The sequence below is a fragment of the Streptomyces sp. NPDC033180 genome, from assembly GCF_055577645.1.
In genome coordinates this window covers 151,182-171,870 of sequence record NZ_JBVIPU010000017.1, presented here as the reverse complement: position 1 = coordinate 171,870, position 20,689 = coordinate 151,182, and the positions used below count along the sequence as shown (strand labels likewise).

Genomic DNA, 20,689 nt, shown 5'->3' with positions numbered 1-20,689 from the left:
AGGGGCGGCCGTGTTGTGGGAATGGTGGCCTGTCGTGTCATCGCTGCTGCGGAGGTCGTGGATGCCGTCGGTCGTGGGGTTGCTGGCTCCGGCGTCCTGTCCGAGGCGACTGCCGCGGCCGTCGTTCAGACGTTCCATCGGGTCGCCCAGAGCGCGACGGCCAGTCCGCGACTGCTCCACGGCGACCTCCACGTCCGGCACATTCTCGAGAAGCATGGGACCGTCCGGGCCATCATCGACTGGGCGGACGCCGCGGGCGGCGACCCCCTGTTCGACCTGGCCCGGCTGTCCATGCATTCCGAGGACGGAGGGCTGCCGGAGCAGTTTCTATCGTCGTACACGGACGTCCATCCGCTGCCGGACGACATCGACCCACGACTGCGCCCGCACCGGGTCGTCTGGGCAGTCCACGCCCTGCTGTGGGAGATCGCTGCGGATGGCGACTGGATCGCCCCGATGGTGAAGAACATCGAGAGCGAGTTGGCGAAGCTCGGCACTCGCTGATGGCGTCGGGGCCGTTGGGCGAGCAGGCGTCGCGGAAGGGAAACGCTGACTCGGAGGACTCCACCTCCTGTGGCAGCACCACGACTTTGTCCGCCTCTGGCTGGGGAGGCCGGCCGCACTGGAACGTCACCCCTGTCGGGCGGTATTGGCCTGCGCTTCGATCTCGCCGGCCGTGCGGTGGGCGTCGCCGGTCAGAACGGTCAATGCGCGGTCCGCGGCCCAGTCCTCGGCCGCCGGCCTCCGGCGGCGTGGAAGCACCACGCCGCGGACCACAGATATGCAAGAACGTGGACGAAGTCGACGACGATCTGGATCGTGATGCCGCGTCGGACGGATTCATCGTGGATCAGGTCGAGTTGGTGACGGGCGCCATTGACCAGCGGACCACAGAACGGGCGTACCGCTTCCTGGCGGCGTCTTGGGACTACCAGGTGAAGGTTGCGGTGGTGCGGGCCGGCAGGGTGTAGACGAAGGACTGGCTGCCCCAGTTCACGCGCACCGACTGGCTGCTGGTGCCGCCGTTGTGGGCGATGAGGGCCTTGGAGCCGTCTGGGTTGCGCCAGGCGACGTTCTGCACAGTGGTGTTGGCGGTGGAAGAGATGCGGTAGGCACCGGGTTTCACGAACTTGGTGAGGTGGCCAGTGGTGTAGTACTCGATGGTGTAGTCGACCTGTCCGGCCCGTGAGCCGCCTTCCTGCACGGTGATCAGTCCGGTGCAGGTGCCGCATCCGCCGTTGTGCGGACCCATGTTCTGGTTGAGCGCCAGGCTCCACTTGACCAGGCTGCTGCTCCAGTTACGGGTGTAGTTGACGATGTCGGCGAGGTCCTCGTTGTGCTGGTTGGCGATCCAAGTACCGCCCGAGTGCTCGGTACTGAACTGCTTCACGGTCGGGTACTGGTTGCGGACCTGGGTGCCGACCGCCGGGTCACCGAAGTACCCGTGCCAGGCGATCCCGCCGAACAGCGGGTCGTTCCGGACACCGGCATCGGCGAGGATCGCCGAACCGAAGTTGGCGTAGTCACCGTAGTTCCAGTCGTGCACAAGGACCTTGGTGGTGATGCCGGCCGCGCGGAACGCCGGGTAGACGTGGTTCTTGGTGAACTCCACGAGTCCCGAGGGGTTCCAGCTCATGCCCGGGTAGTTCATCGCGGTCGGGTTGCCCGCCTGGCAGCAGTTGGGCTCGTTCTGCACCGAGATGTAGTTGATCGGAACTCCGGCGGCCTGGTAGCTCTGGATGTACTTGACCAGGTACTGGGCGTACATGGGGTAGTACTCCCACTTGAGCCAGCCCATCTGGTCCATGCGCCCGTTGTCCTTCATCCACGCCGGCGAGCTCCACGGCACGCCCTTGACCTTCAGCGCCGGGTTGAGCTGCTTGGCCTGCGTGGTCAGGAGGCGGACATTGGTGTCGTAGCCGTTGGCGCCGAAGTCGTTGAGGTCACAGCAGGTGTCGTCGAGCGAGACCATGCCCGGCCGGGACAGGTCGGAAGCCCCGATCGGGTTACGGACGAAGGACAGTCCGATGCCCGCGGTCGGAGAGAACAGTTTCTGCATGACGGTGTCGCGGGTGGCGGCGGTGATCGGGCCGCCGCGCAACAGGTAGGCGGTGGTGTCCGTGATCGAGGCGCCACCGCCCTCGAACTGCTGGTACGTCGTGTTCTCGTCGACCGTGATCGTCTGCTGAGCCGTTCCGCCCGCGGGGCCGAACCGCAGCGGTGTCTGCTGGGCCAGACCGCGCGTCACGGTCCGTCCACCAGCGTCGGAGGTGGTCGTCAGCCACAGGTTCACCGGCTCGTTGACCGCCTGAGCCGTGCCGCTCGTCACGGCGAGCGTCGCCGCCGTGACAACACCGGCGAGAAGAAAGCGAGTTGCCCGAGAGATACGGGACCAGGGACCGGATCGTGTCATGTTGTCGCCCTTCGCAATGGTGGGGCAGAGCAAGGCACTCAGAGGCATGACCAGGAGGCCGGTGCATGACAGGTTCACGGCGAAATTAAAGGTCTGAACCAAAGACGTCAAGCCTCACGGCACACGTCGCCAATCCCGGCAGAGATTCCAAGCCACTGTGACCGCAGTCGCCTCGGCGTTCTTCCTCGGCGAACGACGAAGGGCCGGCGAGGGGCCTTCAGAGAGCGGTACGGGAGTCTTCTGCCGGCGGGACCGCGTCGCACGAGCACCGGGCGCTCAGGGGAAACATGGTCATCGGCGAGAGTTGCGGTTGCGTGCCTGCCATCACCTGGCGTGGCGGCATGAGCTGAGAAGCCGCGCCACCGGCGAAAGCGCATAAATCTGGCGCGACCCAACCTCCACGCCTGGCGGACGACCCAGGCGAAATGACGCTCACTCAGGCACATACGCCTGGCCAGCGCAGGCGCCGACAGATCGTCGTCGAAGTGCTCGGAGATGACCACGCACAGCTCGTCCATGTCCCTGCGGGCCGACGGGCACGGGCACGGGCACCAATTCGCCGGTGAACTTCATGGTCGCCCATACCAGTTGACCGGCGCTCGCGCTCTCCTTGATCGTGATCACAAGGCCCACCAGGGTGACAAGCGCAAGCAGCGAGGAGGGCGGGTCCCAGCGCTTGGTGGGGTCCGCGCCGTTGGGCAGCGCGAGGACCAGCGTGGCGATGAGCGCCGCGACGCCGTCGCGACGGGCGCCCTGCCACCGTGCGAGGAACGGCTCGTCGCCCTGGAGAAGCGGAGAACCAACGGTTCGTCCTGGCAGCCAACGTGGCAGATCCTCACCAGCACTGCCCCAGCATGGTCATCTCACCGAGAGGAGAGGTCCTCGCCGAGGCTGACTCTGGCGAGTCCGCCGTAACCAGAAGCACGATCGACCTTGACGAGTCCGCCAATTGGTACCTCGGCCAGCGCCGACGAGACCTACTCAAGACGAGCTATCAAGATCGAACAGACGTATAGCAATGGGACGGTCGTAGGGCCCCTACGGCCAGGCATTCCGAGAGTTCCGATACCCGACTCCACCATTAGCGATCCACCCGGAGGAGACCGTCGAAGCCCATCGCGCGTTCGTCGCCCGGCGCCGTTCCCTGCGGCCGGCCGAGGGACACCGCACCCCTGCCGACGCCGAGTGGGAGGACTTCCTCGGCCACTTCGAGCGCCGTAAGCTCTTTACCGGGATCCGCGCTCGCGCCTACGGCACCACCTGCGTCCACAAGCAAGCCTGCGTTCGCTGTCCTTCCTGGGCCTACCCAACCTCGCCCAGCTCACCGCCCGCACCGGCGGCGAAGCCACTGGGTAGCCCTACGCTTCTACGTAGCCTCTCCTTGGATGCACAGGTTGCTCGACCACCTCTTACTAGGGGTCAGCCAAGGTGAGACCAGAGCCACAACGGCTCGGCCACGCCCCTAGCTTCCGTTCAGGCCCAGTTCGGCAGATCGGTGCCCCACCGGGTCGGTGCACGGTTCCAGTTCGCGGGTGCGCCCTCGTAGTGGACCGGGGGCAGGGCATGACGCAGCAGTCCGTATGGCGATGCGGTCTGGGTGAGCCAGGATGCGGGGTCGTAGGTGTCGGCTTCGCCCTGTGCGGGGGTGGGGTGGATGTCATGCAGCAGCCAGGACGTCGTACCTGCCAGGGAGAGGCGAAGATGCCGCCCGCCGCCGGTGGCCTGGCGGTCGCTCAATGCACGTAGGACAGCGGCAGCGAGCAGATACCCGGTTCCGTGGTCCAGTGCCTGTGCCGGCAGTACACCAGGGCGGCCGTCGGCCGTAGCCTCGATTGCGGCGATACCGGTACCGGCTTGGACCAGGCTGTCGAAGCCGCGACGCTCGGCCCAGGGGCCGGACCAGTCCCAGGCGCACAGTTGGGCGACGATCAGGTCGGGATAGCGGGCCAGGAGCGCGTCCGGGGTCATTCCGTGCCGGTCCAGGGCACCGGGGCGGTAGCCGGTCACCACCACATCTGCCTGGCGGAGAAGGCCCTCGAAGACGTGCCGACCGCCACGGCTGGTGAGATCCAGCAGCGTGGAGCGTTTGCCCAGGCCAGTGTCGGCGTGAGCATCTGCGTCCTCGGGCAGCTGGGGGGCGTCCACGCGCAGCACGTCGGCGCCCAGCAGCGCCAGAGTGCGGGTGGCGACGGGGCCGGCGATGACGCGGGTCAGATCCAGGACCCGCACTCCTTGGGCCGGCACGGATGCGGGCGCCAGCAGCCGGGGGCTGCCCCCGCCGACGTGCCGCGTCTCGACCAGGGCTGGTCCGGCCGCAGCGGGTGCGGAAGCCACGGCCACGGCCAGGCCGCCTGCCGCGTAGACGGTCTCCTGGACCTCCCGGGCCGGACGCGATGCCAGCTCCTTCGAGAGCACACCCACCATTGCCTGGTCCCCTCCCGTGTCCGCGATACCCAGGGCGCTGAGCAACCGGGCACGGTGGTGCGGGTAGTTGGCGTGGGTGCGAACCCATCCGTCGGCCGCCTGCCAGAACCCGGACAGCGGAGCGAAGGAAGTCGGAGCCCGGCCGTCGATCCGCAGATGGCGTTCACTGACGAACGCGGTGGCCACCGCCGCCTCGTTCACCCGCACCCCGGGCACCGGTATGCGGTTGCGCAGCGCCAACAGTTCCGCCGCCGCCAGCGAGGACACTCCCACGCTGGCCCGCGCCAGTTCCCTCACCGGCAGACGCGACGGCAGGAGAGCGCCCGCCCCCTCGAAGGACACGCCCCCAACCAGATGGCTCCGGCCCCCCAGGACCGCCCAAGCGTGTGCGGTGGCCGCATCCTCGGTGTACGTCATCCGTTCATTGTGCGGTGCACCCCAGGATGACGCTGCCAGCAAGACGTTGTGACTTTCTCCCTCACGTTGGGCTGGCCCCCCTATTCGGATAGCCGGGTCACGTCGCCGTGCCCCGGCTACTCGACTTAGACGGGTCTGAGAGCTCGTAACAGGATCTTGATGCTGGCGATCGGCGGGTGGCGCACGCTCGTGGTGCTGGCTGTCCTGTCCAGCGCACTGGTGACGGGTGACGGTGCCAGATCCGTGGATCCTGGTGAGTCGGGCCGCGCCCAGCAGATGGTGCAGGCGCAGGACAGCGGCGACTCCATCCGGGAGAACGTACTGATTCAGTCGCGTGGCGCTGATCGGGACCTACGGTTCACGCAGAACCCCGAACTGCGCACGGCCACCAGGGAGCTGGTGGCTGAACTGCGTCGGTCACCGGGCGCGGTGCGCGAGGTCGGCTCGCCGCTCTCGGCGCACGCTGAGCGCTGGATTTCGCGAGACGGCCGCTCCGGCCTTGTCTGCCTTGTCACCTTCGAAGTGGCGGGCCCGGAGAGACAGTTCAAGGCGCACTATGCAGCCGTGGAGAAGGCCGTGGAACAGGTGCGGGAGCGCCACCCGCAGGTACGGTTCGCCCAAGCGGGCGACCAGAGTCTCTCCGAGGCCGTCAACGACGGGATCAAGGATGACCTCAAGCGTGCCGAGATGACCTCTCTGCCGCTCACCCTCCTGATACTGCTGGTCGTCTTCGGCTCTCTGGTCGCCGCCGGGATCCCTCTTCTGCTGTCGGCGACCACCGTGGCGGCGGCGTTCGGCCTGCTGCAACTCGTCAGCCATTGGGTGCCGTTCAACAGCGCTGCCTCCGCCATCGTGCTGCTGATCGGCATGGCCGTCGGCATCGACTACTCGCTCTTCTATCTGCGCCAGGTGCGGGAAGAGCGGGCAGCGGGGCACGACCTGCGCGAGGCCCTGCGGATCACGGCGCGCACATCAGGCCACGCCGTCGTGGCCTCCGGCCTGACCGTGATGGTCTGCATGGTCGGCCTGCTGTTCACCGGAGTGGATGTCTTCAAGGGGCCTGACCCTTGGCACCATCCTGGTGGTCGGTCTCGCAGTGCTCAGCTCCGTGACGGTGCTGCCCGCGCTGCTCGCCACACTCGGCCAACGGGTCGACAAGGCCCGTATCCCCTGGCTCGGCAGGCGCAGGATCGCGGCAAAGGAGTCGCGCCTCTGGGGCCGGATAGCACGCGCGGTCGTACGGCGGCCCGTCGTGGCCGGCGCGACAGCGGCCGTGACCCTGCTGGTCATGGCCCTGCCCGCGCTCGGCATCCGGCTGCAGGACGCCGCGGTGACCGCCAGCCTGCCGCCCGGTGTCTCGACCGCAGTCGATGCAGCCAGCAAGATGCAGCAACAGTTCCCGGGGGCCGCGACCGCGGCCCGGGTGGTCATCGACCGTGCGGACGGTGCATCGGCCGACAAGCCCGAGGTACGAAAGGCAATCGACGCGCTCCACGAACAAGCTGCCGCCAGCCGTGGCGCGCTGCGCGAGCCGATCACGGCCGTGCCGGTCGGCGACGCGATGGTAGTACGCGTACCGCTGGCGGGCGCCGTCACCGATCCCGTTGCCAATCGGGCCCTGGAAACCCTGCGCGATCAGACTCTGCCCGCGAGGGTTGGCACGGTGAAGGGCGTCGACTACGCGGTCTCGGGCAAGACCGCCATGCCCCACGACCTCGCGGAACAGGTGAACGACCGGACTCCGATGGTCTTCGCGTTCATCCTCGGCCTGGCGTTCCTGCTGCTCGCGGTGACCTTCCGGTCATGGACCATCCCGTTGGCTTCGATCCTGCTCAACCTGATGTCCATCGGCGCCGCTTACGGGGTCCTTGCCTGCGTCTTCCAGGACGGCAACCTGGAATCGCTCCTTGGGTTCAACTCCTACGGCGGAGTGGTCAGTTGGCTAACGCTCTTCATGTTCATCATCCTGTTCGGCCTGAGTATGGACTACCACATCTTCATCCTCAGCCGGATCAGAGAACGGTGGCTCGCGGGCACAGAACCGCGCGAGGCGGTCATCGGCGGCATCGCAGCCAGCGCGGGCGTGGTCAGTAGCGCGGCACTCATCATGACCGGCGTCTTCACGGTCTTCATGACCCTGTCCGCCATCGAATACAAGATGCTGGGCCTCGGCCTGGCGCTGGCCATCCTCATCGACGCCACCGTTGTACGCGGTGTGCTGCTTCCAGCCGCGATGTCCCTGCTCGGTGAGCGGGCCTGGAGCCGCAGAACCGGAACGATCACACGAGCCTCATCGCCACCGTCTGTCCGGATGGCCGGGTCCTAGCTCCGACCAAGGGCGCGGCATCCAATCCGAGCGAGCCGTCGTCGACAGGCCGGGGCAGCGCCCCTAGTGCTGTGACCGCGTGGGTCCGCCGGGGTGGGTCGTTGGGTCGAGCCGCCGTTTCAACGACCGTTTTCAAACCACGGCCCGTTGCCAGAGCCTCCCGGTAGCGTGCCGGCAACCAGATCCGACTCCACTTCGGGAGAACCACCATGGACATCGTGCTCATCGCTGGCTTGTGGCTCGACGGGTCCGCCTGGGACGACGTCGTGCCCGAACTCACCGCGCTCGGCCACCAGCCCGTGCCGCTCACCCTCCCAGGACAGGGGGGCGGCGCGGTCTCCGCGACGCTTGACGACGAGTTGAAAGCAGTGCTTGCCGCGGTTGACGCGGCTCCCGAAATACCCCTGGTGGTAGGGCACTCCGCAGCATCGACCCTGGCCTGGTTGGCCGCCGACGCACGACCGGAGAAGGTGGCCAAGGTCGCCCTGATCGGCGGCTTCCCCGCCGCTGATGGGCGGGCCTACGCCGATCACTTCGCGATCGAGGGCGGCGCCATGCCCTTCCCGGGCTGGGATTCCTTTGAGGGCGCGGACGCCGCCGACCTGGACCAGCAGGCCCGGGAACGCTTCGCGTCCGCCGCCGTTCCTGTCCCCGAGGCGGTCGCGAGGGGAGTCGTACGCTTGACCGACGAGCGCCGCTTCGATGTCCCCGTTGTGATTGTCTGCCCTGAGTTCACCCCTACCCAGGCCAAGGAGTGGGTCGCTGCCGGTGAGAGTTCTGAGCTCGCCCGTGCTGCCCAGCTTGAGTACGTGGACTTCGACTCGGGCCACTGGCCGATGGTCACCCGTCCTCGCGAATTCGCCCGCGTCCTGGCATAGGCTGCCAACTCCTAGCGGTGCCGGGTTACTGACCTGTTCGAAGTGTTGTCGTAGTGCGTGATGGTTGGTGATCCCTGTGGCAGGCCGGTGGTATGCGCTACGTATAGGGCGGTGGGCTGGCTGCCGAACGGCAGCACTTTCGTGAGCGGGATCGGTTCGAGTCTGGCGAGTGGTTCAAGCGGCGTTCGGCCGTCCCGGCAATGGCCGCGGGACCGGCCGCAGTGCCTTTGTGCAGGTGCGGATGGCTGCTCTGGTGAAGGTGGGCAGTCATGCGGTGCTGGAGGCGGAACTCGCCGGCTGCCACACCGGGGAAGTGACTCTGGTGGGCCGCCTGCCCCGCTCATGCGGGCCGGGTCAACTGGTTCTGGCTGACCGTGAGTTCCTCGGTGTCCCGCTGTGGCAGGCATTCACCGACACTGGGGTCGACCTGCTGTGTCGGGCGTCCGCCAACCGTGTCCAGCCCGTCGACAGGCCACTGCGGGACGGATCATGAATCTCACGTATCCATGCCAGCACCGATGCCTCGCACCGTGATCCGGTCACCGTCCGGGTCCTGACTTACCGGCTCAAAGGCACAGACGGGGACTACCGTCTGGTCACCAGCCTCCTGGGCACCCGCCGCTATCCGGCCCGGCAACTGGCCGCCCTCTACCGCGAACGCTGGGAGATCGAAGCAGTCTTCGGCCACCTACGAGGTGGTGGATGTGCTGTTCATCCGCCCCGACGTCGCCGCTGTCAAGGTGCATGCCCAGTACCTGACGCTCGATGGTCAGCCCATTGGGAACCCGGGTACGCCGCTCTACGTGATGGCGAAGGAGGACAGTCAATGGCGCCTGGTCGCCTGCCCGAACACGGAGATACTCGGCGCGTGACCTGACAAGGGGCGCGCGGGTTGGGTGAGTTGTGAAGCTGACCTGGGCCCGCGCAGCCTGTTCCCATCCTGCCCTGTCCGGGGTCTTCCGCTCGCATTTCGGCGAGTTGTTCGCTGAACTCGCAGCTCCATGGGAGGCGGCACGTCAGTCCGCGCTCCACGAAGCCCGGGGCGGTGAACGCCGCAGGGCATCCGGCGCCGGGCGCGCGCCGAAGCTGGTCTTCTGCGACCGATGGCTGCTCACTCTGGTTCACCTGCGTCACCAGCTGCCGCACGAGGTGCTGGCCGAGCTGTTCGGCGTGGACCGCTCCACTGTCTCGGCGGCCATCCGGCAGGTCCGACCACGGCTCGCGGCCCATGGCTTTGCCGTGCTCGACCGGCCCGGAGTCCGGTGCACACCCTGGAGGACGCTTTCCCTACGCCGAGGCCGAAGCCCGTCACGCTCTGACTCGACGGCGCCGAAACACAGGTCAGGCGCCCGCAACCAGGGCGCCCCGGACGCCGCGCCTTCGTATCGGGCAGGCGACGGCAGGAGACGGCAGGAGACGGCAGGACACGATCAACACCACCACGATCAGTGACGGGCAAGGCCGGATGCTGCTCTCCGCAGTCGTCCGGCCCGGCCGGATACACGACCCGGCCGCCGTGCGCACCGAGGGTATCGCCGAACAGTTCCGCCTCCGTTCACCGGTGAAATCCGAGGTCGACGCCAAGTACGCAGGGCTCGCCAAGGAGTTCCCTGGCCAGGTCACCGCCCCGCCGAAGAAGCCGAAGGACACCGCGTGCGACGGCGACAAGCGAGCCTGGATCGAGGCACGACGGCACCAGTCCTCGGCCCGTTTCTGCGTCGAGCACACCCCCACTGAACTGCGGCAATAGGCACCCCTGCGACGCTTCACCGGACGCCGCGAGACCTACTCCGAGACCCGCCTGGCCATCGCTGCCCTGATTTCCGACCGCTCCGCGAAGCGGCCCACCCGCCGGCGGACACGCACCGAACTCGTCCTCGTCCGCGACAACACCCGCTGATCGCACACCGCCGAATCGCCAGGCCACCAGTTCCGACCTCAATTCCCCCCGAGGTCGTTGGTTCAGAGAAGGGGCCCCGTCACATCGTGGGGCAACAGATCCGGTCGCACAGCCACCTGGACCGGCCCCTGAGCGAAGGTCATCTTGCGGGCCTGGGGATCCGGTTGGTTGGTTGATCGTCCCGATGCCCAGAGCGAACACAGCGTGGCAGCGACCGGAGGAGGAGGGGGCAAGAAAGGGGGTGGCGTCAAGCACGGATGTCGGAGCGCCGGTTCTTGGGCACGTCGTTGACGAACCGGTAGCAGAACAACATCCCACAGGTGCTGACCGGCCTGCTCGATTGCGGGTGGCTTCGCGCAGTCCATCACCGGCTCGACGACGAATGACCGTCCGCCCCCCTTCCGAGACGATCAGTTAGTGATCCAAGTCGCACCCAATGAAAAGGGAGTGGCACCTCCACTCAGCAATACCAGCTCGAGGAGGGGCGCCCGCTTCGCCCAAGGGTCACGTTCTCCGCTGGGGCGACCGATGTATCAGCGGCTTCGCCGCGCTCTGACCACAAGCAGAACAGTCAACGGGCCGATTACCGCCCCGACGGCTACGCCTATCAATGCGATGGTGAGACCGCTCATATGCCTCTGCCTTCACTGTCGTGACTACTTCAGCGTCTGGTTCAGCGTCGGCATGGCGGCGCCACCGGCTGGACCACCAGCCCCTGCTCCAGCTGCTCCGATGCCACAACCGCCAAGCGCCCCCCGACCGTTGTCCCCCCAGGTCCAGCAGCTGACCCGACGATGACAGCCGCCACTGCTCCGGTAACGCAACCAAAGATTGCGCCGCCGACTGCGTTGATTGCCGACTGCGTTGATTAGAGAGTCAATGCCCAGGTCAGAGAAGCTAAAGAGTCCTGACGGGTCGATGCGGTTGACGGGGTCGCCTGCGGCGTAGAGATAGGGGTTCTGTTCCTGGCCTGAAGGATCACGCTGAGTGAAGCGGCCGATGTTGGGGTCGTAGTAGCGGGCGGAGAAGTGGTACAGGCCGGTGACGTCCTGATAGCCGCCGGCGAACCAGTAGGGCTGGCTGACCTTCTCGCTGCTTGGCGTGCGGGTGACCCCGCGGGGGCTGTAGGGATACGAGTTGACCTTCGCGCCAGTCTTGTCGGCGGTGGCGACGACGGAGCCGAGGGCGTCGGTGAGGTAGTAGTGCGCCTTTCCGTCCCGGGTCATGGAGTTGAGTGTGCCCTCCGGCTCCCGGTTGAAGCCTGCGTCCACACCCGCGGTTGACGTGGCTGAGAGGCCGATCGGGCCGTTGTGGAAGTAGGTGTCCCCGAGCTTGATCCGCTCGCTCTGGTCCGTGGAGCCGTACTGGCCGGCGTAGGTCTTGCCGCCGACGGTCAGTGAGGTGAGCTGGCTGTGATCCGACCACTTCTCCCCGGTGCGGGTCCCCTCCGGGGTCGACGCCGCCGCCGTCTCGTTGCCCTCCTGGTCGTAGGACCAGTTGGTGGACGAGTCGTTCTTCGCGGTGATCTGCTGGGCGTCGTTGATCGTGTAGGTGGCGCCGCGAGGGCAGTCCTTCGCCGTGCCCTGGCTGGTGAGATTGCCGGCCAGGTCGTAGCAGTACTGCCAGGACACGTTCAGCGTGGAGCCCTTGTTCTCCGCCGCGTAGGAGAAGCGGCCCGCCCCGTCGTATCTGTAGCTGGTCTTGGTGCCTGCCACGGTGTCCGTGCTGGTGCGGATTCTGTCGCCGTGGGTCTTGGCACCGGTGCCATATCCGTAGGTGTAGGCGAGGTCGACCAGCGTGGCGCCGGACAAAGTCTCCTACCGGGCTGTGAGGTCCGGGGCGACCTCGGCGCCCGGTACAGGTGGCGCCTCGGTGACGTCGAGGAAAACCTGGTCGGCCTGCGGCCAGCGTTCGGCCACGCCGGATTTGATGCGCTCCATGACGAGTTCCACCACCTCGCTGTCCCGGCCGGGCGCGAGGTCGATGCGTGCAGCGACGAGCGTCGAGTCCATGCCGAGCCGCATCGTGAGCAGGCTCGCGACACAGTCGATCTCGGGCTGCTCGGCGAGGAAGTGGGCTATCTCCTCGCGCAGTTCGGGGTCGACGGACTCGCCGATGAGTTGGTCCCTGGCCTCCTTGCCCAGGCGGTAGGCCACCGCGATGAGCAGCAGGCCGATCGCCATGGAGGCAGCTGCCTCGTAGACGACCTCGCCGGTCGCCATGTGCAGGCCCATGCCGATCATCGCGAGGGTCACGCCGAGCACGGCGGTGCCGTCCTCGGCGATGACGGTGCGCAAGGCCGGGTCGGAGCCGATGCCGCCCTCCTGTCGCCGCACCTGCCACAGCGCGCGGACCAGGGAACCACCCTCGGCGAGGAACGCGACCCCGAGTACGACGAGACCGATGATGTAGCCAGTCGTGGTTTCGGAGCTTTCGGAGCGCATCGCCTCGATGCCCTGGAAGATGGAGAAGCAGCCACCGGTGACGAAGATGCCGACGGCGGCGAGCAGCGACCAGAAGAAACGTTCCTTGCCGTAACCGAAGGGGTGTTGGGGGTCGGCCGGCTTACGGCTGCGGCGCAGCGCGGCCAGCAGAAAGACCTCATTCATGCTGTCGGCGACCGAGTGAGCCGCCTCGGAGAGAAGCGCGGGTGAGGCCGCGAACAGTCCGCCCGCCACCTTGGCCAGGGCGATGACCAGGTTCGCGGCAAGCGCCACCCACACGGTGGTCTTCGTCTCCTGGTCCTTCGACGACTTGTTCCTCGCGGCCTGCTCGCTTGGCGCTCGCTCGGCCGACGCCGGTCTGCTCGACGGTTGCTCGGTCGACGGCTTGGCGGTCATCAGGCCTCGCAGTTCTGGTGGGTCTCAAGGGTGCTTGCACTGGACAACACGCCGTCGTGTACCCCGGGGGGTGCGGCTCCAGACGTGCAGGAGCCGTCGTTGCGGACGTGGGCCAAGCGCGCATGGATCCGATTCGTCCGCGGGCGCCCGACCACGACACACACCAGGACCGCGGTGACCGCGGCAACGGCCCGACGCGGTCGCGGGGACAATGCCGGAGCCGATGCCGCCGCTCGCGCAACACGGCGAGCGAGTCCTGCCTCTGCTCGGACGTCACCGTGTGATCCACGCCCAGGTGTCATGCCCCTGATGTACTCGGATAGGGTCCGCGTGCACCGTGAGCGACTGCCACGTGGCGCGCATCGTTCCCTTTCCTCATGTACGGGGTACATACGGCATGGATTTCGTTTTCCACCTGCTCTTCCCACTGATCATCATGCTGATGTTCTGGGCCGCCTACGCGATCGTGCGCCGAACGCGGCAACGGCGCACGGCGTGGGAGAGCGGACTCACCGCGTCAGCGCGGGTGGTGCGTGCCTGGGTCACTGTCCAGATGGTCAACAACGTGGCGCGGCGCATCCAGTGGCACGAGTACGACTTCACGACGGCGGATGGTCTGGCTGTCCGGTTCAAGGAATCAGGTGGCCCGACGAGCCGGGAGCCAAGCGACGAGACGCTCGTGTACTACGCGGGCGACGAGCCGGACAAGGCCACTGCCTCCGAGCCCCAGCCAGGTAAGGATATGTTCGGGATGGTTTTCGGTCTCGGCGTCCTCGGGGTGGGGGTCGTCATCCTTACCAAGGTGATGATCCAGTACTGGTGATTGCTCCTCCACTCGCGGGCAGAGCGTCCGGGACGGGGCGAGGCTGCGCAGACGTTGACGCGCGTCGGCCTCCGGCCGGTGTCGGTGCTCACGGACGTGGTCGTGCAGCCAGATCACCCGCTTGCGGTCTTCCTCACGGCCGAGGTGGGCACGGTTCTGAAGGAACCGTCAGCGAGGGGAACCTACATCGATGAGCACTGTGACTCTGATCTCTGCTGTGATAGCCCTGGCCAGCGCCTCAGTGACGGCCGCTCTTGGTTACTGGACTCAGCGGCGCTTACGCACTGCGGAACAGCGCAATCTCATGGGTGTCTACGGAGCCTCGCTGGCGTGGTCAGCCTTTGATCTGCAGAGCAGGCTGTTCAACATCCTGTACGGCCATGTCGTGGACCAGACGCCTGGGTCCAGGCACGGATTCTTGACCGCCTTCCTGGCCAACGGCACTGCGGAGGAGGCCGAGTACGCGCGGCGCAGCACGGTCTTCGTACTCGCCGAGTATCTCGGCTGGGTGGAAATTCTCCGCCGGGACGTTCAGTTTCTCGACCTTGGCCGGTCACGCACGAACCAGAATGTCATGATCAAGATCTCCGAAATAGGTAAAGCTCTCAACCAAACCTCTCCCGAGAGCAACAACCTGCGTCTCTTCCGTGCGCAGCAGCGGGCGATCGGCGAACTGATGGTGCACCCGGAAGGCGAACCCGGTCGACGACGGTGTCTCGGCTTCGCGGAATTCTCCTCCAGACTCGATGTGGACGAGAGCTTCCGTAGTTGGTTCCGGCAGCTCCTCACGGACATCGACGGCCTGGCCGAGGATGCCGGCCCTGCGACCTTCCGGATAGCAGGGATGCAGCAGCATCTGATCGCCCTGATTGATCTGCTGGACCCCAAGTCCGAGCGATTCCCGCAGTTCCGGGAAGTGTTCGACCCTGACCGCTATACGAGGCGCGCTGCCAACTGAGGAACGGATCAAGGCCAATGGGGGGTGGGTCTTCGTTCACAGCACAGTGGACCTTCGAAGGGTGTACGCAGCGTGGACCGCCTGTTGGGGCGCGCAGGAGCGAGAGCCTGGCGGGTCGTCTGCCGCCGTCGGGGCGGACGTCGCGGGTGACGTCGCGGGTGACGTCGTGGCTGCGCAGGCACGCGGAGAACCCCGGGGCCCTCGACTTCGTGGCTGGGGCGAGGCGGGTTCCGTGTGGGCGAACACCACCGCAGTGACGAGCCCTCCGGTGGTGGCTGCGACCAGGGGTGAGTAAGCGCCTCGCGTCCTGGCCGGACGTGATTGCCGAGGTGGGCGGTGAGGTAGGAGTCAGCGTCCAGGCGCAGGCAGGTGGATTCCAGTACGACCAGGCCGCGCAGCGCGGTGGAGAAGGTCCGCGGGAGCAGGAGTCCGCTCTCCGCAGGGCAAACCGGCGGTAGACCTTCTGCCAACGGGCACCGAACAGTGGTGGTAGCCGGCGCCAGGAACCGTGTCGTGCCGTGAGATGCCCCGAGTGCGAACGCCCGCCCCCGGGAGAGGTACATTGCGTAGTGACCACCGCGGGAGCTCGGGAGTAGCCGGGCTGAGAGGGCGGACGGGACTTGCTCCCCTTTCCGCCGACCGCATGAACCTGGACCGGGTAATGCCGGCGTAGGAAGGGTGTTGACGATGGATACTGCCTCCGTACCTGCCCAGAACGGCCCTGCCGTTTCCCGTGCTGCTGTGGCGGACGTGATCGCGTCTCTGCGGACCTCCGCACCCCTTGTGCACTGCCTGACCAACGTCGTGGTGTCGCAGTTCACCGCGAACGTGCTGCTCGCGGCGGGGGCCGCCCCCGCGATGGTGCACAGCGCGGAGGAGGCCGGAGCACTGGCCCGAGTGGCCGGAGTTGTCCTGGTCAACCTGGGGACGGTGACCTCCGTGACGGCTGAGGCAATGCGCGTTGCGGTCAAGGAAGCGGACGGGGCCGGGCGCCCGTGGGTGCTCGACCCGGTGGCGGTCGGTCCGCTGCCCTGGCGCACCGAGCTCGCCCACGAACTCCTGGAGAGCGCACCCCCCGCGGTCGTTCGCGGCAACCCTTCCGAGATCCTGGCGCTGGGCGACGGCGGCACGGGCGGGCGCGGCGTGGACAGTACGGACGCCCCTGAAGCGGCGCTGGCCGCGGCCGACGCGCTGAGCCGACGCTACGGCTGCGCGGTCGCCGTGAGCGGTCCGGAGGACGTCCTCACCGACGGAGCGCGAGTGGTGCGCGTGACCAATGGGCACCCGCTGCTGCCCCTGGTGACGGGAACCGGCTGCTCGCTCGGCGCCCTGGTGGCCGCCTGCACAGCCGTCACCGGCGACGCGCTGCTGGCCGCCACTGCCGCGACGGGCCTGCTCACCGTGGCGGCGGAAACCGCCGCCACCCGCTCGACGGGACCCGGCACGTTCGCGGTCGCACTGATCGACGCGCTGCACGAGCTCAGCCCGGACCGGCTCGCCGAGACTCTCAACCTGCGCTGAACTTGCGGGTGTTGCGGGTGTTGCGGGTGTTGCGGGGTTCCGCGGTGAGCGGTCGGCCTGGACGTCAGCCGCTGATCAGCCGCTGATCAGCCCCCGCCCGCCCAGGGGGGCGACCCCAACACCAAGTCTGCCAGTCCCCTCAGACACACACCCTCACCCCTGTGGATAACTCAAGGTTCCTGCACGTCAGGGGCCCTCCCCTTTCCCTACACCTCTTTCCCAGCACCTCTTTCCAAGCACCTCCCGATGCGTCTCCACCCCCTCCCCCGGTCGGGAGACCCCAAGGAGCACCCCATGCGACCACCACTCGACCTGTCCCTGTATCTCGTCACCGATACCCGGCTCTGCGGCGACCGCGGCGTCGCCGCCACCGTGGCAGCCGCCGTCAAGGGGGGTGTCACCGCTGTCCAGTTGCGCGATCCGGACGCGGATGCCCGCACGCTGTGCGCGCTCGGCCGGTTGATCCAGGCCAAACTCGCGGGCACCGGTGTCCCCTTGATCGTCAATGATCGCCTGGACGTGGCGGTCTGGCTGGACGCGGACGGCGTCCACCTGGGGCAGCGGGACGTCTCCCCCGCGACCGCCCGGCACCAGCTCGGCCCCCACGCGTACGTCGGCCTGTCCGTCAGCCGTCCCGAACAGCTGGCGCACGTACCCGATGCCGTCGACCACCTCGGTGTCGGTCCGGTGTTCCCGCAGTCCACCAAGCCGGACGCGGACGCCCCACTCGGTCTGGGCGGCCTGGCCCGCATCGTCCGGGAGAGCCCGCTGCCCTGCGTGGCCATCGGCGGGATCGGCGTGTCCGAGGCCGCCGCGGTCAGGGGAAGTGGCGCGGCCGGGATCGCTGTCGTGAGCGCGGTCTGCGGGCAACCCGACCCCGAGACCGCAGCCCGTTCCCTCGTCCGCACCCTGCGATCGGAGGTCTCCGCGTGACCAGCCCGCCCATAGCCCTCACCATCGCCGCCAGCGACCCCTCCGGCGGCGCCGGGATCCAAGCCGACCTGAAGGCGTTCTCCGCAAACGGCGCGTACGGAACAGCAGTTCTGACCGCCCTGACCGCACAGAACACCCAAGGCGTCACCGGCATCCACGCCGTCCCCCCGGCGTTCGTCACCGAGCAGCTCGACACGCTGTTCGCCGATGTGGCGGTGGACGCCGTCAAGATCGGGATGCTGGCTGACGCCGCCATCGCCGCAGCCGTCGCGGACGCTCTGGAGCGGCACCACCCCCGGTACGTCGTCCTCGACCCCGTCATGGTCTCGACCAGCGGTCACCGCCTCCTCGAGGCCGATGCGGTGACGGTGCTGCGCGACCGTCTCCTGCCGCTCGCCGATCTCATCACCCCGAACCTCCCCGAGGCCGGCGACCTCCTCGGCGCCGCCTGCGCAACGAACCGCACCGAGGCCGTCGAACAGGCCCGCGCCCTCCTCAAGACCGGCGCCAGGCGCGTTCTCCTCAAGGGCGGCCACCACACTCACGACGCCGAGTCCGTCGACATCCTCGTCGACGCCGCGCACCCCACAGACGCCAACGGCACGAGCATCACCGAGCTGTCCGCACCTCGCGTGGACACGCGGAACACCCATGGCACCGGCTGCACCCTCTCCGCCGCGATCGCCGCCCTCCGCCCCCGGAGCGACGACTGGCAGACCGCTGTCCGCGCCGCGAAGGACTACCTGACCGGGGCCCTGCGTGCGGCCGACACCCTGCGCGTCGGCCACGGCCACGGCCCCGTCCACCACTTTCACCAGTACTGGAGCTGAGCACCATGACCACGACGTTCTGCGACGAGCTGTGGACGGCCACGGCCGAGATACGTTCGGCCATCGACAAGCTGCCGTTCGTCACCGGCCTCGGCGACGGCACTCTGGACCGGGAGAAGTTCGTCTACTACCTGGCCCAGGACGCCCATTACCTGCGCGGCTACGCCCGCGCGCTGGCCAGCGCCGCCGCGAAGGCGGACCGGCCGCAGGACATCGCGTTCTTCGCGAAGTCCGCCCACGACGCCGTCGCCGTCGAAAGCTCCCTGCACGAGAGCAACGTCGTCGACGTCGATGCCTGGACCCCCTCCCCCACCTGCACCGGCTACACCTCCTACCTGCTCGCCGTCGCCCACACCCAGGGCTATCCGGAGCTGGCCGCCGCGGTCCTGCCCTGCTTCTGGATCTACGCCGAGGTGGGCCGGGCGCTGCTCGAGCAGGCCGGCGACCTCGCCGTCCACCCGTACGGCGACTGGATCGGCACGTACGCCGACGAGGAGTTCGAGGCCGCCACCGAACACGCCCGACAGATCGTCAACCGGCTCGCCGACCAGGCCGACCCGGCCACCCGCGCACGGATGCGTACGGCCTTCACCACCGCGTCCACCTGGGAGTGGATGTTCTGGGACGCCGCCTGGCGTGTGGAGTCCTGGCCATTCGACGCCGCTCCTGCCCAGGTCTCGGAGCCCGCGAAGTGACGATCACCACCGAACCCACCACCCCGAGACCGGCCCCCGCGAACGAGGCGCCGCTCACCCTCGACCAGCCCACCCCCAAGGTCCTTACCGGCCTGGACCAAGGCACCTTCTGGGCCAACCTGGGCGTCAGCCTGCTCGGCTTCAGCGGCATGCTGGTCGTCCTCGACCCGCTGGGCACCGGCAGTCCGACGTTGTCGTTTGCCGCCGCCGTCACCGCGTCCGTCGTCGGCACCCTGATCGGCACCGCCGCCCTCGGTCTCGCCGCCATCACCGGGGCCCGCACCGGTGCGCCCTCGATGGTGCTGCTGCGCGGCCTGTTCGGCGCGAAGGCGTCCTACCTGCCCACCGTCCTCAACGTGCTCCAGATGGTCGGCTGGGCCGTCTTCGAGCTGGTGGTCATCTCCACCGGCTTGAAGATCCTGGCCCGCCAGGCCTTCGGCGAACCGGGCCCCGGCTGGCTGTACGTGCTCGTCGCGGGCGCGGTGACCACAGCGCTCACGCTGCGCCCGCTCGGCGCCCTGCGCATCATCCGCCGCTACGTCACCATCGCCGTCGTGCTGGCCATCGTCTACCTGGGCTGGGACCTGGCCGGCCGCGGTGTCCCGATGGAGGGCGGCTCCTGGAAGGACTTCTGGTTCGCCGCCGACAGCGTGATCGCCGTGTCGATCTCCTGGCTGCCGTTGGTCGCCGACTACTCACGCCACTCCCGCAGCGAGAAGGCGGCGTTCGGTGGCCTGGTCATCGGCCAGACCCTCGCTGGCGTCGCGGGCTCGGTCCTCGGCGTGGCAGCCCTCGCGGTGATCGCGTTCGACAGCACCGACCCGTACAAGGTCTTCGACCCCTTCACCGCCACCAGCGTCGGCGTGATCTGCTTCGGTGTCCTGGTGCTGCGCGAGGTCGACCAGTCCTTCGCCAACGTCTACTCCACTGCCGTGTCCGCCCAGAACCTGCTCCCCCGGGCGGACCGCCGCGTCCTGTGCCTGATCAGCGGCACCCTGGCCACCGCCCTGGCACTCCTGGTGAACATGGACAGCTACGCCAGCTTCCTCTACCTGATCGGCGCGGTCTTCATCCCGATGTTCGCCGTCCTCGTCGTGGACTTCTTTGTACTCGGCGGCCACCGCACCTGGGACGTCTCCGAACAGGCCCCCACCCGCTGGGTCATGCTTCTGCCCTGGACGCTCGGCTTCGCCACCTACCAACTGATCGCACCCACGAACATCGCCGGCTGGTCCGACTTCTGGGCCTGGCTGCAGGACACCGTGGGCCTCACCGTCCAGCCATGGATGAGCGCCTCCCTGCTCTCCTTCGCGGTAGCTGCCCTCGCCACCCTCTCGGTGGGCCGCAGGCGTCGCCACGTTGCGACATCGCCCGAGTCGCGCCCCGAGTAGTGCCAGGCACCGCGGGTGCGCGCTCGTGAGATGGCCGCTCATCACTGGGGGGCCGCGGAGCAGGATCCCACCGCCATCGATGCGCTCTTCGGATGCGGGCAGCGGGGCGTTCCTGCCGTGAGCGCTGTGTGCTCCAACGGACGCGCATCCTGTCGCCCCCCCCCGCCCCCGCGGCGATCCGGGCCTGCTCGACTTAAGCCCCGTTCCCCGATGAGCCGTCAGCCGTCAGCCGTGCAGCAGTACCGCGGGTGCGCTACACCAACCGCCTACCCGAGCGCCTGGCCGACCGGGCCGGTCCCGCCTACAGCACGGTCGGCCTGGCACTGCACGCCTGAATCCG

Annotated in this window: 18 protein-coding genes, 2 pseudogenes and 1 riboswitch; of the genes and pseudogenes, 16 read left to right on the top strand and 4 right to left on the bottom strand. The window is 68.0% G+C overall.

Going from position 1 to position 20,689, the window contains the following annotated elements:
- Positions 1-21: 21 nt before the first annotated feature.
- Positions 22-504 (top strand): phosphotransferase family protein, encoded by a 483-nt coding sequence (locus ACZ5WE_RS33385; RefSeq protein ID WP_469157312.1) that lies wholly within the window; start codon positions 22-24, stop codon positions 502-504.
- 287 nt (positions 505-791) lie between these two features.
- Positions 792-971 (top strand): hypothetical protein, encoded by a 180-nt coding sequence (locus tag ACZ5WE_RS33380; protein ID WP_467694234.1) that lies wholly within the window; start codon positions 792-794, stop codon positions 969-971.
- Here ACZ5WE_RS33380 and ACZ5WE_RS33375 read toward each other — a convergent pair.
- Positions 932-2,413 (bottom strand): annotated as a pseudogene (locus ACZ5WE_RS33375) (glycoside hydrolase family 30 protein); the annotation flags it as partial. The gene ACZ5WE_RS33380 and the pseudogene ACZ5WE_RS33375 sit on opposite strands and share 40 nt — an antisense overlap.
- Positions 2,414-3,174: 761 nt before the next feature.
- Between ACZ5WE_RS33375 and ACZ5WE_RS33370 the strand changes: the two are divergent.
- Complete coding sequence (locus ACZ5WE_RS33370; protein ID WP_467694232.1) at positions 3,175-3,429, top strand: nitrilase-related carbon-nitrogen hydrolase; 255 nt, start codon at positions 3,175-3,177, stop codon at positions 3,427-3,429.
- 457 nt (positions 3,430-3,886) lie between these two features.
- Here the strand turns inward: ACZ5WE_RS33370 and ACZ5WE_RS33365 are convergent, their stop codons facing one another.
- Positions 3,887-5,104, bottom strand: coding sequence for a CoA transferase (locus ACZ5WE_RS33365; protein ID WP_467694276.1), 1,218 nt, complete (start codon positions 5,102-5,104; stop codon positions 3,887-3,889).
- A gap of 309 nt (positions 5,105-5,413) precedes the next feature.
- On the opposite strand from ACZ5WE_RS33365, the pseudogene ACZ5WE_RS33360 reads away from it, so the two are divergent.
- The 6 genes and pseudogenes from ACZ5WE_RS33360 to ACZ5WE_RS33335 form a co-directional block, all read left to right on the top strand.
- Positions 5,414-6,250, top strand: a pseudogene (locus ACZ5WE_RS33360) (MMPL family transporter); the annotation flags it as partial.
- 49 nt (positions 6,251-6,299) lie between these two features.
- Positions 6,300-7,580, top strand: coding sequence for an MMPL family transporter (locus tag ACZ5WE_RS33355; protein WP_467694230.1), 1,281 nt, complete (start codon positions 6,300-6,302; stop codon positions 7,578-7,580).
- A 209-nt stretch (positions 7,581-7,789) separates the two neighbouring features.
- A complete protein-coding gene (locus tag ACZ5WE_RS33350; protein ID WP_467694229.1) occupies positions 7,790-8,458 on the top strand; it encodes an alpha/beta fold hydrolase in 669 nt (222 codons plus the stop codon).
- A gap of 704 nt (positions 8,459-9,162) precedes the next feature.
- A complete protein-coding gene (locus tag ACZ5WE_RS33345) occupies positions 9,163-9,330 on the top strand; it encodes a nuclear transport factor 2 family protein (protein WP_467694227.1) in 168 nt (55 codons plus the stop codon).
- Positions 9,331-9,361: 31 nt separating this feature from the next.
- Positions 9,362-9,910, top strand: coding sequence for a helix-turn-helix domain-containing protein (locus tag ACZ5WE_RS33340; protein ID WP_467694225.1), 549 nt, complete (start codon positions 9,362-9,364; stop codon positions 9,908-9,910).
- A 13-nt stretch (positions 9,911-9,923) separates the two neighbouring features.
- Positions 9,924-10,208 carry a hypothetical protein gene (locus tag ACZ5WE_RS33335; protein ID WP_467694223.1) on the top strand — a complete coding sequence of 95 codons (285 nt, stop codon included), beginning with the start codon at positions 9,924-9,926 and terminating at the stop codon, positions 10,206-10,208.
- Between the two features lie 806 nt (positions 10,209-11,014).
- On the opposite strand, the gene ACZ5WE_RS33330 is transcribed toward ACZ5WE_RS33335, so the two are convergent.
- Positions 11,015-12,169, bottom strand: a complete 1,155-nt coding sequence (locus tag ACZ5WE_RS33330; RefSeq protein ID WP_467694221.1) for an RHS repeat-associated core domain-containing protein — start codon at positions 12,167-12,169, stop codon at positions 11,015-11,017.
- Between the two features lie 6 nt (positions 12,170-12,175).
- Positions 12,176-13,198: a cation diffusion facilitator family transporter gene (locus ACZ5WE_RS33325; RefSeq protein ID WP_467694220.1), complete on the bottom strand. Its 1,023-nt coding sequence runs from the start codon at positions 13,196-13,198 to the stop codon at positions 12,176-12,178.
- Positions 13,199-13,550: 352 nt separating this feature from the next.
- Here ACZ5WE_RS33325 and ACZ5WE_RS33320 point away from each other — a divergent pair, with 352 nt between their 5' ends.
- From ACZ5WE_RS33320 to ACZ5WE_RS33290, 7 genes are all read left to right on the top strand, one after another.
- Positions 13,551-14,021, top strand: coding sequence for a hypothetical protein (locus tag ACZ5WE_RS33320; RefSeq protein ID WP_467694218.1), 471 nt, complete (start codon positions 13,551-13,553; stop codon positions 14,019-14,021).
- 190 nt (positions 14,022-14,211) lie between these two features.
- On the top strand, positions 14,212-14,979 hold the full coding sequence (locus tag ACZ5WE_RS33315; protein WP_467694216.1) for a hypothetical protein: 768 nt from the start codon (positions 14,212-14,214) through the stop codon (positions 14,977-14,979).
- 568 nt (positions 14,980-15,547) lie between these two features.
- A riboswitch (TPP riboswitch) is annotated at positions 15,548-15,673 on the top strand.
- 47 nt (positions 15,674-15,720) lie between these two features.
- Positions 15,721-16,500, top strand: a complete 780-nt coding sequence (thiM, locus tag ACZ5WE_RS33310) for a hydroxyethylthiazole kinase (protein WP_467694214.1) — start codon at positions 15,721-15,723, stop codon at positions 16,498-16,500.
- A gap of 294 nt (positions 16,501-16,794) precedes the next feature.
- Positions 16,795-17,433, top strand: a complete 639-nt coding sequence (gene thiE / locus ACZ5WE_RS33305; protein ID WP_467694212.1) for a thiamine phosphate synthase — start codon at positions 16,795-16,797, stop codon at positions 17,431-17,433.
- Entirely contained in the window at positions 17,430-18,263 is an 834-nt protein-coding gene (gene thiD / locus ACZ5WE_RS33300) for a bifunctional hydroxymethylpyrimidine kinase/phosphomethylpyrimidine kinase (protein ID WP_467694210.1), read from the top strand. Before thiE ends, thiD begins: the two co-directional genes overlap by 4 nt.
- 5 nt (positions 18,264-18,268) lie before the next feature.
- The gene (gene tenA, locus ACZ5WE_RS33295) at positions 18,269-18,958 is read left to right on the top strand and encodes a thiaminase II (protein ID WP_467694208.1); all 690 of its coding nucleotides are present in this window, start codon (positions 18,269-18,271) and stop codon (positions 18,956-18,958) included.
- Complete coding sequence (locus ACZ5WE_RS33290) at positions 18,955-20,349, top strand: purine-cytosine permease family protein (protein ID WP_467694206.1); 1,395 nt, start codon at positions 18,955-18,957, stop codon at positions 20,347-20,349. Before tenA ends, ACZ5WE_RS33290 begins: the two co-directional genes overlap by 4 nt.
- The last annotated feature ends 340 nt before the right edge of the window (positions 20,350-20,689 follow it).

Bases quoted from the DNA above. Each gene is read 5' to 3' on its own strand.
- ACZ5WE_RS33325 (WP_467694220.1), bottom strand. From the start codon at position 13,198: ATGACCGCCAAGCCGTCGACCGAGCAACCGTCGAGCAGACCGGCGTCG.
- ACZ5WE_RS33315 (WP_467694216.1), top strand. From the start codon at position 14,212: ATGAGCACTGTGACTCTGATCTCTGCTGTGATAGCCCTGGCCAGCGCC.
- ACZ5WE_RS33385 (WP_469157312.1), top strand. From the start codon at position 22: ATGGTGGCCTGTCGTGTCATCGCTGCTGCGGAGGTCGTGGATGCCGTC.
- ACZ5WE_RS33350 (WP_467694229.1), top strand. From the start codon at position 7,790: ATGGACATCGTGCTCATCGCTGGCTTGTGGCTCGACGGGTCCGCCTGG.
- tenA (WP_467694208.1), top strand. From the start codon at position 18,269: ATGACCACGACGTTCTGCGACGAGCTGTGGACGGCCACGGCCGAGATA.
- ACZ5WE_RS33355 (WP_467694230.1), top strand. From the start codon at position 6,300: ATGTCTTCAAGGGGCCTGACCCTTGGCACCATCCTGGTGGTCGGTCTC.
- thiE (WP_467694212.1), top strand. From the start codon at position 16,795: ATGCGACCACCACTCGACCTGTCCCTGTATCTCGTCACCGATACCCGG.
- ACZ5WE_RS33335 (WP_467694223.1), top strand. From the start codon at position 9,924: ATGCTGCTCTCCGCAGTCGTCCGGCCCGGCCGGATACACGACCCGGCC.